The sequence below is a fragment of the Pseudomonas sp. Z4-7 genome (genome assembly GCF_051131965.1).
In the GTDB taxonomy this organism is placed as follows: domain Bacteria; phylum Pseudomonadota; class Gammaproteobacteria; order Pseudomonadales; family Pseudomonadaceae; genus Aquipseudomonas.
Genome location: NZ_CP071642.1, coordinates 831,355 through 846,607 on the forward strand (window position 1 = coordinate 831,355; position 15,253 = coordinate 846,607).

At 59.4% G+C, this 15,253-nt stretch carries 14 protein-coding genes and 1 other RNA gene; 5 read left to right on the plus strand and 10 right to left on the minus strand.

Features of this window, described 5'->3' with window-relative positions:
- Positions 1–276 precede the first annotated feature (276 nt).
- From J3P91_RS03560 to J3P91_RS03595, 8 genes are all read right to left on the minus strand, one after another.
- Positions 277–1,533 carry an integrase domain-containing protein gene (locus J3P91_RS03560; RefSeq protein ID WP_434602772.1) on the minus strand — a complete coding sequence of 419 codons (1,257 nt, stop codon included), beginning with the start codon at positions 1,531–1,533 and terminating at the stop codon, positions 277–279.
- 187 nt (positions 1,534–1,720) lie between these two features.
- Positions 1,721–2,114: a transfer-messenger RNA gene (ssrA, locus tag J3P91_RS03565) on the minus strand.
- A gap of 93 nt (positions 2,115–2,207) precedes the next feature.
- Positions 2,208–2,498, minus strand: coding sequence for a hypothetical protein (locus J3P91_RS03570; protein ID WP_434569869.1), 291 nt, complete (start codon positions 2,496–2,498; stop codon positions 2,208–2,210).
- Positions 2,499–2,620: 122 nt separating this feature from the next.
- Positions 2,621–5,431, minus strand: coding sequence for an FAD-binding and (Fe-S)-binding domain-containing protein (locus tag J3P91_RS03575; RefSeq protein WP_434602773.1), 2,811 nt, complete (start codon positions 5,429–5,431; stop codon positions 2,621–2,623).
- Entirely contained in the window at positions 5,428–6,099 is a 672-nt protein-coding gene (locus J3P91_RS03580; RefSeq protein WP_434602774.1) for a LutC/YkgG family protein, read from the minus strand. The genes J3P91_RS03575 and J3P91_RS03580 overlap by 4 nt, the downstream gene beginning before the upstream one ends.
- The gene (locus J3P91_RS03585) at positions 6,096–7,553 is read right to left on the minus strand and encodes a LutB/LldF family L-lactate oxidation iron-sulfur protein (protein ID WP_434602775.1); all 1,458 of its coding nucleotides are present in this window, start codon (positions 7,551–7,553) and stop codon (positions 6,096–6,098) included. Before J3P91_RS03585 ends, J3P91_RS03580 begins: the two co-directional genes overlap by 4 nt.
- Complete coding sequence (locus J3P91_RS03590; protein ID WP_434602776.1) at positions 7,550–8,374, minus strand: (Fe-S)-binding protein; 825 nt, start codon at positions 8,372–8,374, stop codon at positions 7,550–7,552. Before J3P91_RS03590 ends, J3P91_RS03585 begins: the two co-directional genes overlap by 4 nt.
- A 150-nt stretch (positions 8,375–8,524) precedes the next feature.
- The gene (locus J3P91_RS03595; protein WP_434602777.1) at positions 8,525–10,219 is read right to left on the minus strand and encodes a lactate permease LctP family transporter; all 1,695 of its coding nucleotides are present in this window, start codon (positions 10,217–10,219) and stop codon (positions 8,525–8,527) included.
- A 263-nt stretch (positions 10,220–10,482) separates the two neighbouring features.
- On the opposite strand from J3P91_RS03595, the gene J3P91_RS03600 reads away from it, so the two are divergent.
- A complete protein-coding gene (locus J3P91_RS03600; protein WP_434602778.1) occupies positions 10,483–11,250 on the plus strand; it encodes an FCD domain-containing protein in 768 nt (255 codons plus the stop codon).
- A 120-nt stretch (positions 11,251–11,370) separates the two neighbouring features.
- Here the strand turns inward: J3P91_RS03600 and smpB are convergent, their stop codons facing one another.
- Complete coding sequence (gene smpB, locus J3P91_RS03605) at positions 11,371–11,853, minus strand: SsrA-binding protein SmpB (RefSeq protein WP_030139770.1); 483 nt, start codon at positions 11,851–11,853, stop codon at positions 11,371–11,373.
- Between the two features lie 118 nt (positions 11,854–11,971).
- Between smpB and J3P91_RS03610 the strand changes: the two genes are divergently transcribed.
- From J3P91_RS03610 to J3P91_RS03620, 3 genes are read left to right on the plus strand one after another with little or no spacing between them, the layout of a single operon-like run.
- Positions 11,972–13,375: a sodium-dependent transporter gene (locus J3P91_RS03610; RefSeq protein WP_305496927.1), complete on the plus strand. Its 1,404-nt coding sequence runs from the start codon at positions 11,972–11,974 to the stop codon at positions 13,373–13,375.
- A gap of 7 nt (positions 13,376–13,382) precedes the next feature.
- The gene (locus J3P91_RS03615) at positions 13,383–13,826 is read left to right on the plus strand and encodes a type II toxin-antitoxin system RatA family toxin (RefSeq protein ID WP_434569862.1); all 444 of its coding nucleotides are present in this window, start codon (positions 13,383–13,385) and stop codon (positions 13,824–13,826) included.
- On the plus strand, positions 13,823–14,125 hold the full coding sequence (locus J3P91_RS03620; protein WP_434602779.1) for an RnfH family protein: 303 nt from the start codon (positions 13,823–13,825) through the stop codon (positions 14,123–14,125). Before J3P91_RS03615 ends, J3P91_RS03620 begins: the two co-directional genes overlap by 4 nt.
- 59 nt (positions 14,126–14,184) lie before the next feature.
- Here the strand turns inward: J3P91_RS03620 and bamE are convergent, their stop codons facing one another.
- Positions 14,185–14,712: an outer membrane protein assembly factor BamE gene (gene bamE, locus J3P91_RS03625; protein WP_305496923.1), complete on the minus strand. Its 528-nt coding sequence runs from the start codon at positions 14,710–14,712 to the stop codon at positions 14,185–14,187.
- Between the two features lie 97 nt (positions 14,713–14,809).
- On the opposite strand from bamE, the gene fur reads away from it, so the two are divergent.
- Positions 14,810–15,214: a ferric iron uptake transcriptional regulator gene (fur, locus tag J3P91_RS03630; RefSeq protein WP_305496921.1), complete on the plus strand. Its 405-nt coding sequence runs from the start codon at positions 14,810–14,812 to the stop codon at positions 15,212–15,214.
- Positions 15,215–15,253 lie beyond the last annotated feature (39 nt).

The window sequence follows — 15,253 nt, forward strand, 5'->3', positions numbered from 1 at the left end:
GCCGGATTCAGTTGTACCGATCCATCCCAATTGGCTGATGTCCTGCTGAGTCTCTCGGGTCATGTAGTCTAGATAGGCGGTCCGCGGCTAGGTAACCCGGTTGTCGTCTTTAAATGTCAGCTCCTGCGCATGGGAATGCGGAGCCTTGCCATGCGCAGGAGCTTGGCCTGAGGAGCGCAGGCATGCAGGAAAACAGGTGACAGTTGCCACTTCGGTAACCATGCCCTACGCAATGGATTACGTGGGTTATCGCCGCTGTCGTAATCCGGTGAGCTCTCAACGTATCGGCACGACGTTGCTGTCCCTGCTTTGATTGATCGCAGATGCCGACAGACTGCCCGTTGCCGCCTTTTGAATGTGCTCACTCCACCACGCCATCATCGGGCGACGGCGTTCGATGTAGTCCGCACGGTTATAGGCGCTTCGAACTTCATCCTTGTCGACATGCGCCAGGGCGACTTCGATCAATTCCGGATCCCAGCCATGCTCGTTCAGGATGGTGCTGGCCATGGAGCGCATGCCGTGACTGACTAAGCGGTCTTGGAAGCCCATACGTTTCAACGCCATATTGGCGGTCTGGCTATTGGCGTGAGTGCGCGGGTTTCTATCTGCAGGGAACACGTATTCCCTGTGGCCGCTGTGGGGCTTGAGCGCCTCCAGTAACGCGAGTGCCTGTTCGGTCAGCGGGATGGTGTGCGGACGACGTTTCTTCATACGCTCCGGCGGGATGGTCCAGATGCGTTTGTCGAAGTCGATGTCTGCCCATCGGGTGGTAGCCGCTTCGGCAGGACGGGTCATGGTGTGCAGTTGCCATTCGATCAGGCAGCGGGTGATCCGCTTGATGCTGGCGTTCGCGATTTCGATCATGAGCTCGGAAAGCTCATCGGGTCGTAGCGCGGCCATGTTCTGTTTTTTGGGTTTCTTGAATACCGCCCGAATGCCACTGAGGGGGTTAGCGAAAATAAACCCGGAGTTCACCCCGTAGGTCATTATCTCGTTGAGCCGTTGGCTCAATCGCTTCACTGTCTCGAGGCTGCCTTTGGCCTCGATTGGACGAAGCAGTTCGATGACCATCGGTGCGGTAATTTTCGAGAGCGGCGTTGTTTTCAGGTCTGGAAATACATGCAACGTGAGCGATCGCCAAATGTCTTCGGCGTAAGCCGGCGTGACGGAGTCCTTCTTCAGCTCGAACCAGGCGGTGGCCACGTTCTCAAACGTATGTTCCGTCTCCGCTCGTTTGGCTTCGTCCTGTGCATTGCGTTGCACCTTGGGATCAATGCCTTGTGCCAGCAGCTCGCGCGCTTCAACCACTTTTTTCCTGGCGTTCGCTAGTGAGAGCTCTGGGTACGTGCCCAGCCCCATATTGATACGATTTTTGGTTACCGGCTCGCGGTAGTTGAAGTTCCACAGCATCGAGCCATTGCTCCTGACTCGGAGCTGGAGGCCGTCACCATCGCTGAGGACGTAATCCTTGTCTTTTGCCTTGACTGCCTTGAGCTGGCGGTCGGAGAGGCGAAGGGCTGGAGCAGGCATGAGAGCTACCTCTGACACCGTTTTGGTATTCCAAAAAATAGCACCGGATGGCTTGGAATACCATTTGGAATACCCAAACGGCTGGAACTCAAAAGTTCTCTGCGGAGCCCAGTAGCGCTTAAACCCTTGATTTCACTGGATTTCAGACACAAAAAAAGACGTCCGTGGACGTCTTTAGATGTTGAAGTGGTGGAGCCGGGGGGATTTGAACCCCCGTCCGCCAGTACTCCGCTGTCGGTACTACATGCGTAGCCGTGTCTATTGAGTTAACCCTCAGCGACCCGACGGGCAGGGTGCTTTGGGCGAGTTGTGTAAGTTTTAGCCGCTTCGTCCACAACGTACTGCACGGCGATTCCGTTCTATATGACAATCACTTTGGGTTTACGGACATCCCCTGGTGATTGCTGGACCCGAAGGTACCAGAAGGGAAGGGCTAAGGCTGCTTACGCAGCGAGAGCGTATTCCCCGTAGGTTTCGTCATTGGCAACTATAGGAAGTTGCAACAGTGGATTTACGAGTTCTGTTACCAACTCGGCATGCACCTAAAGTTTCGCAACCGGCGTCGAATCCTAAACGGCCCCGAACCTGGCGCTCTGTGAATCTGTAGAGCGACAGGCCTGCGTAGTGTACGCCAAAACGCATCAGGGGCCAACCCGAAGGTTGGCCCACTGCATTCAGGAGTTTTTACCGTCTTTGTTGGTCTTCTGCATCTCTTGGATGGTCTGGGTGGTTTCAGAGATGCATTTCTCGGTGCCTTCCTTGGTTTTCAAGGCTTGATGGGCCTTCGCCTGCTGAAGGCTCGCCTCGATCTGGCTTTGCGAATCCGAGCCTTGGTACTGGGTCTTGGCATTCTCAATGGTTTTGATGTTGGTGGCGCAGAGACTGTCCGAATCGCCGGCAGCAAACGAGGGTGATGCCAGCATCGAAGCAGTGACAAACAGACCTAACAGCACAGAGCGTTTCATATGTCTCTCCTTGACCCAAGGGCAGCATTTGCTGGCCATCAGGGCGGCTACCTGTTGAGGAAGTCCCGCGTTTGCGGGACCTGATCAATGGACTGCCGTTGTTCGTCAGGGTTCTATTTTTTTCACATCGCCCTGGCCCGTGTCACTCGGTCGACCAGATAAACCAGCCCGTGGTAATCAATCGCACCGTGTTGCGTAAGACCGATCTCACAGGTTCGGCTGGTGGAGATTCCTTCGCTGCAATGCTCTACCGCGCCCTTCAGCGTGCGCAACGAATGGGCGTTCAGTTCCGGCGTGGTGAATCCTTTGTCCCCGGCAAATCCGCAGCAATGGATGCCTTCCGGGATGACCACGTTTTTGCTGCACCTGCGCGCCAGATCGATCAACGCCTGGCTCTCGCCAAGGTGCTGCGTGCTGCAGGTGACGTGCACCGCAATGGGGGCCTCTTGGGGAATGAAGTCGAGGCGATCCATCAGGTGCGTGCGAATGAAACGCACCGGGTCGTACAGGTCCAGGCGTACGTCACCCAAGTCTTGAACCAGGCGCAGGGTGCATGGGCTGGTGTCGCAATAGATCGGGTCGAGCCCGCCGCGGCTGGCGTGCAGCAGCGCGCCGATCAGTTCCTGGCGCTTGTGCTCGGCCTGTTCGGCGTAGCCTTTGGATGCAAAGGGTTGGCCGCAGCAGAGGCTGTCTACGTTGTCCGGGAAAACGACTTGGTAACCGGCTTTTTCCAGCAGCCCGCGGGTCTTGTCGTGCAACGACATCTGTTCTTTGTCCCCTGCCGCCGGGCCCATGACCCGCGACACGCAGGCCGCCAGATAAACCACCCTCGGTCGTTCGTCCGACACGCTGGGGCTGAACCGAATCGCCCTTTCCGGCTGCGGCATGGCGTTGGTCCACTGCGGGACCTGTCCTTTGGACAGCCGCGTCAGCCCGGCGGACAACCGTGCCAGGCGCGGCGCTCCCAACATCATTCGCGCACCGTTGGCGACGTGCAGGGTAAAGCGCGCGCCTTGCAGCGCAGTGGCGAAATTGCCCGCAAGCCAATCGGCGGTTTTCGTACGCGTCGCAGTGCGGCTGCGGAGTTTTTTCACCAGCTCGCCAGTATTGATGCCTACAGGGCAGCGTTGAGAGCACAGCCCGGTGGCGGCACAGGTGTCGATGCCCTGGTATTGATAGGCCGTTTCCAGCTCGGAGGTATCAATACCGGCGCGCTTTTTCGCTTGAATGTCGCGCCAGATCACGATGCGCTGGCGCGGGCTCAAGGTCAGGTCCTTGGAGGGACACACCGGCTCGCAGAAGCCGCACTCGATGCACTTGTCGACTATTTCATCGGCCGCCGGCAATGGCTTGAGGTGCTTGAGGTGGATCTGCGGGTCCTCGCTGAGCACGACGTCCGGGTTGAGGATGCCGTTGGGGTCGAGCAAACGCTTGAGCTGCCACATCAATTGATAGGCATCAGTGCCCCATTCCAACTCAACGAACGGTGCCATGTTGCGGCCGGTGCCGTGTTCGGCTTTCAGCGAGCCGCCGAACTCCACCGCCACCAGTTGCGCTACGTCATCCATGAACGCCTGGTAGCGTGCGACTTCTTCAGTGCTGTTGAAGCCTTGGGTGAAGACAAAGTGCAGGTTGCCTTCCAGTGCGTGTCCGAAAAGGATCGCTTCGTCGTAGTGATGTTTGTCGAACAGGGCGATCAGGCGGTTCACGCCGGCGGCCAGTTGCTCGACCGGGAAGGTCACGTCTTCGATGATGACGGTGGTCCCGGTCTTGCGCACCGCGCCTACGGCGGGGAAGGTGTCTTTGCGGATGGCCCACAGGCGGGCGTTTTCTCGCGGGTCCTCGGTGAAGTCGACTTGCCTTTCTACCGGGAAAGCCGCCAGAGAAGCCATGATCCGGGCCAGTTGTTCCTGTAGTAACGATGACGAAGCGGCGCGGGATTCGATCAGCAACGCGCAGGCATTGCTCGACAGGTGCTGTACGAAATCCGGCATGCCCGGCTTGTCCTGCACCGAGCGCAGGCTGCGGCGGTCCAGCAGCTCAACGGCGGAGACCGGCTGGCTTTTCAGTACGGTCACGGCGTTGCAGCAGGTCTCTACATCTGGAAATACGATCAATGCCGAGGCTTTGTTCGGGTGGTCGATGACGGTGTTGTAGGTCACCGCGCTGATGAATCCCAACGTGCCTTCAGAGCCCACCAGCAGGTGGCTGAGGATATCCACCGGCTCGTCGAAATCCACCAGGGCATTGAGCGACAGGCCGGTGGTATTTTTCAGACGGTACTTGTGGCGAATTCGGGCGGCGAGCTCCGTGTTGGCGCGGGTCTCGCGGCCAAGGGTTGCCAGTCGCTCCAGCAGTTCGCCGTGGCTCGCCCTGAATGCCGCCACGCTGGCGGCGTCTTCGGTGTCCAGGCGCGTGCCATCGGCTAGCACCAGGCGAATGCCGGCCAGGGTGTGATAGGTATTCTGCGCCGTGCCGCAGCACATGCCGCTGGCGTTGTTGGCGACGATGCCGCCAATCTTGCAGGCATTGATCGACGCCGGATCCGGGCCGATCTTGCGCCCGAACGGGGCCAGCCAGGCGTTGGCCTGGGCGCCGATCACGCCGGGTTGCAAACGGATCTGTGTGCCTTGCTCGCGAATTTCCCGGCCGTTCCAGTTGTCCCCGAGCACAATCAGCACTGAATCGCTGATGGCCTGGCCGGACAGGCTGGTGCCCGCCGCACGGAAGGTCACCGGAACCCGGTCGCGCTGGGCCAGTTGCAGCAGGGCGATGACTTCGTCTTCGCTTTCGACGCGTACCACCAGTTTCGGAATCAGCCGATAGAAGCTCGCATCGGTGCCGAAGGCCAGGGTCGACAACGGGTCGTCGAAGCGTCGTTTTTGCGGGATCAGTTGGTGTACGTCGCGCAGGAAAGGGGCCGGAAGCGTCATTGGTCCTCCAGAATCAGCACCACCAGATCCTTTGGTCCATGGGCGCCGTAGGCCAGGACCTGCTCGATGTCGGCGGTCTTTGACGGGCCCGACACCAACAGGGCGTTGGTCGGCATGCCTTGGGCCCATTCGAATTCCTGCTGCACTTCATAGAAGTTGTCACGGATTTCGCTGGCCTTGAGCAAGGCGAAGTGCACCGGCGGGACGAGGCTCATCAGGCGCGGTTCTTCCCGTGTCGGCCAGAGAATCAGGCTGCCGGTCGCGGCGATCGCGCCGAGGGTGCCGGTCAGGCTGGCAGGCGTATCGTTGAACAGCTCGGCTTTCCATTCCTCCACCGGCCGATCGTAGGCCTTGAGCGCAGGAAGGCCAGGATTGTTCGCCCAGAACTGTACGATTTTTTGCCCATGGGGCGTTGTCGGAGCGATAAGCAAACTCGGCAGTTGCCGGTCGCGCAGCAACTGCGCCAGCAGCGTCGGCCAGGCTTCGCCGGACGTCAGGTGAATTTCGGTGTGCACCGCTTCCATCAGCTTGCGCAATTGTGGAATGCGTTCCTCGGGCGCGTAGCGGTAGGTCTGTGTCACCAGTTCGACGTCGTAGCTGTCGGCAACGGGCGTGGTGCCGGTCAGGCTTTTTCGCAGCTTGGCGAGGATATTTTCCTTGGCGCTCATCGGCGGTCTCCCTGCCGGGTCAGGTGGTCGCGGGCCAGGTCATGCAACGAGCGGGCGGCGGGTTTCGGGGCGCTGTGGTTCTGGGTCCAGGGGCCGACATTCTGCGGCGCCAGGCCGCGCAGGCGCGTGGCGAGGAAAGCGAACAGCCGGTACAGCCGTGGCGAGCTGTTGAGCCGGGCCCAGGCATTCCAGATGAAGCGCTCCTTGGCCGAATACTTGCTGCCCTGGCCGCGCATGACCGGGTTGGGGCTGTCCGGCGCCTTGACGTTTTCTTCTCGCAGCCGTCGCAGCAGGGCCGGGATCGGAATCTTCACCGGGCACACTTCGCCGCAGGCACCGCACAGCGAAGACGCGCTCGGGTGATCTGGCACCTTGGCCAGGCCGACCATGTGCGGCGTGATGATTTTTCCGATAGGTCCCGGGTAAACCTCGCCGTAGGCATGACCGCCGATTCGCGTGTAGACCGGGCAATGGTTCATACAGGCGCCGCAGCGAATGCAGTTCAGGGTCTGGCGCAGCTCACTGTCGGCAAACGCCTGGCTGCGACCGTTGTCGAGCAGGACCAGGTGAACTTCTTGCGGCCCGTCCAGTTCGTTTGCCTTGCGCGGGCCGGAGATCATGTTGACGTAGGTGGTGATCGGCTGGCCCAGCGCCGAGCGGGTCAGCAGCGAGAGCAGCGGCACGACGTCCCGCAGGTTCTCCACGACTTTTTCAATGCCGGTCACCGCAATGTGCACCGGTGGCACGGTGGTCGACATCCGCCCGTTGCCTTCGTTTTCCACCAGCAGCAGCGTGCCGGTTTCGGCAACGGCGAAGTTGACACCGGAAACGCCGACGTCGGCTTCGAAGAATTTCTGCCGCAAGACCTTGCGACCGATCTGAATGAGTTGGTCGACGTCCTTGGTGTACTCCACGCCAAGTTTGTCGTGGAACAAGGACGCGACCTGACCGGCATTCTTGTGGATTGCCGGCATGATTATGTGTGAAGGCTTCTCGTGGTCGAGCTGGACGATGTATTCCCCCATATCGGATTCGAGACATTCAATGTCCCGAGCCTCGAGGAAATGGTTCATCTCCATCTCTTCGCTGACCATCGATTTGCCCTTGATCACTTGCCGCGCCTCGTGAGCGCGGATGATCGAGAGGACGATGCCATTGGCCTCGTCCACCGTTTCCGCCCAGTGCACGTTCACACCGTTGCGGGTCAGGTTGGCTTCAAGTTGCTCGAGCAGGTCGGGCAGCTTGGATAACGCGCGGGCGCGGACAGCATTGCCCAGCACCCGCAGGTGTTCTCTTTCGTGGGCATCGCTGAAGGACGTTGCCCGTTTTGTCATCAGTGAATCCATCGCAGTGCGAAAGTTGTTTCGCAGTTGCGTGTCGTCCAGCGCCTTGTGGGCGCGGGCGCGAAAATCTTCCTGCACTGCAACGGTAGGAATCAGCGTCGGCGTACTCATGCGACACCTCCGGTACGCTGCCAGAGGAAGCTCGCCAGATGCTGGCCGCGTAGCGCTTCGCGCTGTTTTTCCAGCGCGCCGTTGATGTTCATCAGGCAACCGCAGTCGGCACTGACCACCTGATGCGCGCCGGATTCCTTCAGCGCGCGGGTCTTGTCGGCCACCATCGCGCCGGAAATATCCGGCATGCGAACGCTGAATGTCCCACCAAAACCGCAGCATTCACTTTCGTGGCTGTGGTCGACCCGCTCCACGTTGCGCAGCTGTGCCAACAACGCACGGCCATGCAGGTGCGTATTCATTTCCCGTCGTGCCGAGCAGGACGTATGCAGCGCGACCTTTACCGGCGCGCCACCGTCGTTCAATTGCACCTTGCACACAAACAGCAGGAACTCGGCCAGCTCATACGTCCTGGCCGCCAGGGCCTGGACCTGTTTGAGCGTTTGCGGTTCGTCCTTGAACAGGTCGGCGTAATGTTCACGCAGCATGCCGGCACACGAGCCCGACGGCACGACCACCGGATAATCCCCGGCAAACAGGGCCAGTTGCGCCCGCGCCACCGTCCGCGCCTGCTCGGTATATCCCGAGGTGTAGGCCGGTTGCCCGCAGCACGTCTGGCCTTGCGGGTAGTCGACCTGGATGCCTTCGCGCTCAAGCAGATGAATCGCGTCCATCCCTGCTTTGGGGTAGAACAGATCCACCACGCAGGTTCCGAACAGATAGACCCGTCGGGGTTTCTCGCTGGGATACTGGCGCGGCTCAGGCAATGGCGGGGCGACTCGGGTCGCGTTCGGCACGGCGTTGTAAAAAAGCTCGCTCATCAGGCGTGTCTCCGGGTGGTCCCGGTTATCCGTCTGCTGAGGCTGCTGAATATAGAGAGGAAATCTTTCAGCAGCCTTGCAGACCCGGTGGTGAATAGCGGACGCCGAATCACGTTTCAGCGTCGGGTTTTTTAATGTTTCGTGTAGTACTCAGTGAACCAGCATGCCGGTGAACCAGTAGGCCTGGGCCAACGTGATCAAGCCGACGATCGTTGCAAAGAATAGGCTGTGTTTCAGGGTGAAACGGAACAGATCCGATTCCTTGCCCACCAGGCCGGTTGCCGCGCAGGCTACGGCGATCGATTGCGGCGAAATCATTTTGCCGGTGACGCCGCCACTGGTATTGGCTGCCACGAGCAATGTGTCGTTGACACCGATCTGGTGCGCGGTTGTCGCTTGCAGCGAGCCGAACAGCGCATTGGACGAGGTATCGGAGCCGGTCAGGAACACGCCCAGCCAGCCGAGGAATGGCGAGAAGAACGGGAACGCGGTGCCAGTTCCGGCCAATACCAGGGCCATGGTTGATGACATGCCCGAGAAGTTGGTGACGAAGGCGAATGCCAGCACCATGCCGATGGACAGGATAGGCCAGCGCAGTTCGTAGAAGGTCTCCTTCAAAGTGGTAAGACCAGTTCTGAAGTTGATCTTCAAGACGATCATCGAGATGAGTGCCGAGAAGAAAATCGCCGTGCCGGTGGCCGAAATCGGATCGAGCTTGAACACCGCCGGAATCGCCGTGGGGTTGATCACGATAGGGGCGACCTTGATGACCAGTTGATCCAGGTGCGGGATCGCAAAGTTGAATACCCAGCCATACATCGAGCCACCGGCGGCGAACATCGCCTTGAAGGGCTTCAGGGTCCAGATGGTCACCAGCACGGTCAGGATCAGGAACGGTGACCAGGCCTTGATGATTTCCCCCAGGCTGTAGGGCGAAGCCACGGTACTGCGCGGCTGGCCGAAACCGCCGACGCTGGCGGTGATCGCTGCGCTGGAGGTTGCGCCGGCAATCTGGGCACCGGCGGTACGCTTGGGCTGCCAGATTTTCAGGAACAGCGTCAGGGATACCAGGCTGGCCAGGGCCGACGTGATGTCCGGCAGTTCCGGGCCGATGAAGTTCGAAGTGAAGTACTGGGTGATGGCGAAACTCAAGCCCGCCACCAGGGCGGCCGGCCAGGTTTCCCGCACACCGCGTAGGCCGTCCATCATGAACACCAGCCAGAACGGCACGAACAGCGACAGCAATGGCAGCTGGCGACCGGTCATGGCGCCGATCTTGAAGGCGTCGATCCCGGTGACCTGGCCCGCAACGATAATCGGAATACCCAGTGCGCCGAAGGCTACCGGAGCGGTGTTGGCGATCAGGCACAGGCCGGCGGCATAGAGCGGGTTGAAACCCAGGCCGACCAGCAGCGCGGCGGTAATCGCGACGGGAGCGCCGAAACCGGCGGCACCTTCCAGGAATGCGCCGAAGCAGAAGCCGATCAGCAACACTTGCAGGCGTTGGTCATCGGTAATCGACAGCACCGAGCTGCGGATGATTTCGAACTGGCCGCTCTTGACGGTCAGTTTGTAGAGAAACACGGCGGCGACGATGATCCAGGCAATCGGCCAAAGACCATAGGCAAAGCCATAGCCGGCGGCCGCAAACGCCATGTCGGCCGGCATCTGGAAAGCGAAGATCGCGACGGCAATCGCCAAGGCCAGGGTGATGCTGCCCGCCACGTGCCCCTTGAGGCGAAACACCGCCAGGGCGAGGAAGAAAAACACGATGGGAATGACGGCCGCGAGTGCGGACAAGCCTAGGCTGCCGAGCGGGCTGTAAAGCTGTTGCCAGGTTTGCATATTGGGTGAGCCCCTAATTGTTGTTGGTCAGGCACTGGTCAGCGGTTTTGGGTAATTGGTAATACCAATTTACAAGCGCTGTCGGCTAGGGTAAAAGCCTTGGTCGTCGTGTGTCAATTTGCCGCTTTGAAACTTTCGTCGAATAAGCGGTGCAGATGACATCTGATCTGCTGGCATTAATATTTTTTGTTGGGTGTGGACGAGGCCCGGATGGGCCAGAATAGAGAGCCCGGCGAGCCGTCGGGACCGTGGAGAATCGAGTTATGGGGTTTGATCAGATTCGTCAGCGCCGTTTGTCTGACGATATTGTCGAGCGGCTTGAAGGCATGATCCTCGAGGGCACGTTGAAGTCCGGCGAGCGATTGCCGGCCGAACGGACCCTGGCCGAGCAGTTCGGTGTGTCACGCCCTTCGTTGCGTGAGGCGATCCAGAAGCTGACGGCCAAGGGTTTGCTGATCAGTCGTCAGGGCGGCGGCAACTATGTGGTGGAGTCGCTGGGCTCGACGTTCAGTGATCCGCTGCTGCAGCTCCTGGAAAGCAATCCCGAAGCACAGCGTGATCTATTGGAGTTCCGGCATACCTTGGAGGCGTCCTGCGCTTATTACGCAGCATTGCGGGCTACCGAGGTCGATCGCGAGCGGCTGACAGCGGCGTTCGATGAGTTGCAGGATTGTTACTCGCGTCACGAAGAGGTGAGTCGGGCGGAGGAGGGCGCGGCGGATGCGCGCTTTCACCTGGCGATCGCCGAGGCCAGTCATAACGCGGTTTTGCTGCACACCATTCGCGGCTTGTTCGACCTGCTCAAGCGCAATGTGGTGACCAATATCGGCGGCATGTACAAACAGCGTAGCGAGACCCGCGACATGCTGATCAGTCAGCATCGGGAATTGTATCAAGCCATCATGAATGGTCACGCCGAGTTGGCGCGGGAGGTTTCCAGCCGACATATCCTGTATGTGCAGGAGGTGCTGGAAGAGGTGCGTCAGGAAGTGCAGCGGGTTGCCCGGGCGGAGCGGCGCAAGGGGATGTAGCCCTGTTGCGGATCGTGTGGGAGCGAGCTTGCTCGCGATGGCAGTCTGTCTGACACATCAATGCAAGATATGCCGATGCCATCGCGAGCAAGCTCGCTCCCACAGTGGCTCGCGGTTGGGCTAGTCTTCCTTGCCCTTGTTACGCACCGCGCGCTGCAACTCGCGCCCGGCATCGCGTTCGCGCTCGGTGTCGCGCTTGTCGTATTCCTTCTTGCCCTTGCCCAGTGCAATTTCGCACTTGATCAAATGCTTGCTCCAGTACAGCGAGGTACAGACGCAGGCATAACCCTTCTGCTGCACGGAGGCGAAGAGCTTCTCCAACTCCCGCTTATTGAGCAGCAGTTTGCGCGAGCGCACAGGATCGGCAATGACATGGGTGCTGGCGGTGGTCAGCGGCGTGATGTGGCTGCCCAGCAGCCAGGCTTCACCGTCCTTGAGCAGGACGTAACTGTCGACCAGTTGCGCCTTGCCGGCACGCAAGCTTTTTACTTCCCAGCCGGCCAGGACCATGCCAGCCTCGAAACGCTGTTCGATGAAGTAATCGTGTCGCGCCTTTTTGTTTTGCGCGATGGTCCCTGTGGGGTGTTTCTTCTGTTTAGCCATAGGGGCGGCATTATAGGCAGTTGCGTGCGTGTCGGCTACGGTGAAGCAGCATGCTTGAGCAGGTTGAATGAATCCCGGACAATGCGGCCTCTTTTTTGAACGCTTGGGCGTGATCACGATGTCGACAGACAAGGTTTCTGTCCACGGCAGTTGGGCTAGCCGCTGGGTCTTCATATTCGCTGCGACCGGTTCGGCCGTGGGGCTGGGTAGTATCTGGAAGTTTCCGTACATGGTCGGCGTCTACGGCGGCGGTGCCTTCGTATTGATGTTCCTGGCATGCATCGCCCTGATCGGTGCGCCGGTCATGTTGGCCGAAACACTGATCGGTCGTCGCGCCCGGCAAAGCCCGGCCAATGCCTTGAAGGTGCTGGCGACGGAGGCGGGCCATTCGGCCAGGTGGTCGTGGGGCGCGTTCGCCGGAATGGTCACGGCACTGTTGATTCTTTCTTTCTACAGTGTGGTTGGCGGCTGGTCCCTGGATTACATCATCGATATGGGCCGGGGAGATTTCCAGGGGGCGACGCCCGATCAGGTCGGCGCCTACTTCGGCAATGTGATCGCCGACCCCTGGAGGCTGACACTTTGGCACACGCTTTTCATGGTGCTCTCTGCCGTAGTGATCGCCCGAGGCGTGGTCGCCGGGCTTGAGCGCAGCCTGCGGATCATGATGCCGCTGCTGTTCGTGATGATCCTGGTGCTGCTGGGCTACAGCATGACCACCGGACATTTCATGGAGGGCGTGCATTTCATGTTCGACTTCCAGCCGGAGAAAGTCATGGACGGGCTGCTGCCGGCCATGGGGCATGCGTTTTTCTCCCTGAGTGTTGGCGTCGGCTCGATCATGATCTACGGCGCCTACATGCCCAAGAATGCCTCGCTGACCAGGACTGTCTTCGGCGTTGCGTTGCTGGATACCTTTGTATCGCTGCTGGCGGGGGTGGCGTTGTTCCCGATTGTCTTCGCCGCAGGCCTGAACCCCAGTGAAGGGCCGGGGCTGATGTTCGTCAGCCTGCCTTTCGCCTTCGGCAGCATGCCGTTCGGCCAGGTGATGGGCGTGGTGTTTTTTGTCCTGGTGGCAGTCGCTGCCTGGAGTTCGGCCATTTCCTTGCTCGAACCGATGGTCGCTTACCTGGTTGAACGTACCCGCCTGAGCCGCGCCTGGGTCACTTTCTGGCTGGCCTTCACCTGCTGGTTCGTGGGATTGGGTACGGTGTTTTCCTTCAATATATGGAAGCAGGCAAAGTTTTTCGTGAACGAAGGCGGTCTGTTCCACCTCTATCAGTGGGGAGCGACCGGAGGGCTGGATTTCTTCGGAGTGATTGATTTCTTCACGTCGCGGATCATGCTGCCTTTGGGTGGATTGTGTTTCGTGGTGTTTGCAGGGTGGATCATGGGGCGTGACGCGGTGCGTGATGAACTGTCGCTGCGCAGCCCGGTGGTGTTCGCCTTGAGTCTGTTCTTGATGCGCTATGTGGCGCCCATCGGCATCCTGGTAGTGTTTGCCGCCCAGCTGTGGAAGTGACGCTTACATGACGACACATATTCAACGCTCGGCCTTGCTGCCCTACCCGGCGCAGGCGCTGTACGACCTGGTCAACGATGTGGCGAGTTATCCGGAGTTCCTGCCCTGGTGCTCGTCCGCCGAGGTGCTTGAAAGCTCCGATACCCACATGCGCGCCAGTCTCAATGTGGCCAAGGGCGGATTGAGCCAGCACTTTGTCACTCGTAACACCTTGGTGCCGGGGCAGTCGATCGAAATGAACCTCGAAGAGGGGCCGTTCAATCAGCTCCATGGTGTCTGGGTGTTCAAGCCGCTCGGGGAAAAGGCCTGCAAGATCAGCCTGGATCTCTCGTTCGACTACGCGGGGCCAATCGTGCGGGCGACCTTGGGGCCGCTGTTCAACCAGGCGGCCAATACGCTGGTCGATGCGTTCTGCCAACGCGCCAAACAGAACGCCGAGCTCAAGCGTTGATCGAAATCGAAGTGGTGCATGCCAGCGTCGACCGCCAGGTCTTGCGCACGTTTGCAGTGCCCGAAGGTACCAGCGTTCGCGTTGCGCTGTTGGCGTCGGGTATTGCCGAGGACTTTCCGCAGCTGGACTTGAGCGCGTGTCCGATCGGTATTTTTGGCAAGGTGGTCGCCGATCCGGATCAGCAAGCGGTGCAAGCTTGTGATCGGCTCGAAATCTATCGACCGTTGCTGGCTGATCCGAAAGAAATTCGTCGTCTGCGAGCGGCCAAGGCTGCCCAGGCGCGTCAGGCGGATCAGTAAGCAACGGCTAATTACAGGCAATAAAAAACCCGGCATGCCGGGTTTTTTGTTGTCGCAATTTATTGCGGCGAGGTGTCCAGAGGCTCGGGCGTCGGGACAGGTACGGTCTCGACGTTGTCCACATCCTTCTGGATCTGATCCAGCAACGAACCTGGCTTGGCCGGTTTTTCCGGTTTCGGCTGTTCGGCATTCTGGGTCGGGTCGGTGACGGTCGTACCGCTGTCCTTGCCCATTATGGCCTCATCGCGGCTCACACCAGGCATGAAATCACCCGACAGGCTGACAAGTTGGTCATTGGCATTGAAGATAACGCTGATGCGTTCCTGTTGCCGTTCACCACCGCCTGGCTGCAGGCTGTACAGGTAATCCCAGCGATCGGCATGGAACGTGTCGGTCAGCAGGGGGTTGCCCATGATAAACCGTACTTGCCGACGGGTCATTCCCGGGCGTAACTGGTCTATCATGTCCTGCGTGACGACATTGCCCTGCTGGATGTCGATTTTGTAAACCCCGGGGAATGAACAACCGGCGAGTGCGAGCAGTCCCACGAAGGTGAAACTGGTTAGCAAGAGCTTGGTGTTTTGCATCGGTGGGCGACTTCCACTATCTTGGCTGGGACAACGTAAACGCCGATCATACCCGCATTAAGAGAAGCTGCGAAGCAGCATCGCGAGAAAGCTGACCATGGTTGAAAATAGCGAACTACGCAAAGCCGGCCTCAAAGTGACCCTGCCAAGGGTCAAGATTCTGCAAATGCTCGATTCCGCCGAGCAACGCCACATGAGTGCCGAAGACGTCTACAAGGCGCTCATGGAAGCTGGCGAGGACGTCGGTCTGGCTACGGTTTACCGTGTATTGACCCAATTCGAGGCGGCGGGACTGGTGGCTCGTCATAATTTTGATGGCGGTCATGCTGTCTTCGAATTGGCGGACGGGGAGCACCATGACCACATGGTGGATGTAGAGACTCGCGAGGTAATCGAGTTCGTCAGTCCTGAAATCGAAAAGCTGCAAAAGGCGATTGCTGACGAGTATGGCTTCGATTTGATCGATCACCATCTCGTCTTGCATGTCCGCAAGCGCAAGTAAGTTCGTCACGTAGGCGAAAGCCCGCAAAACGAAAGAAGG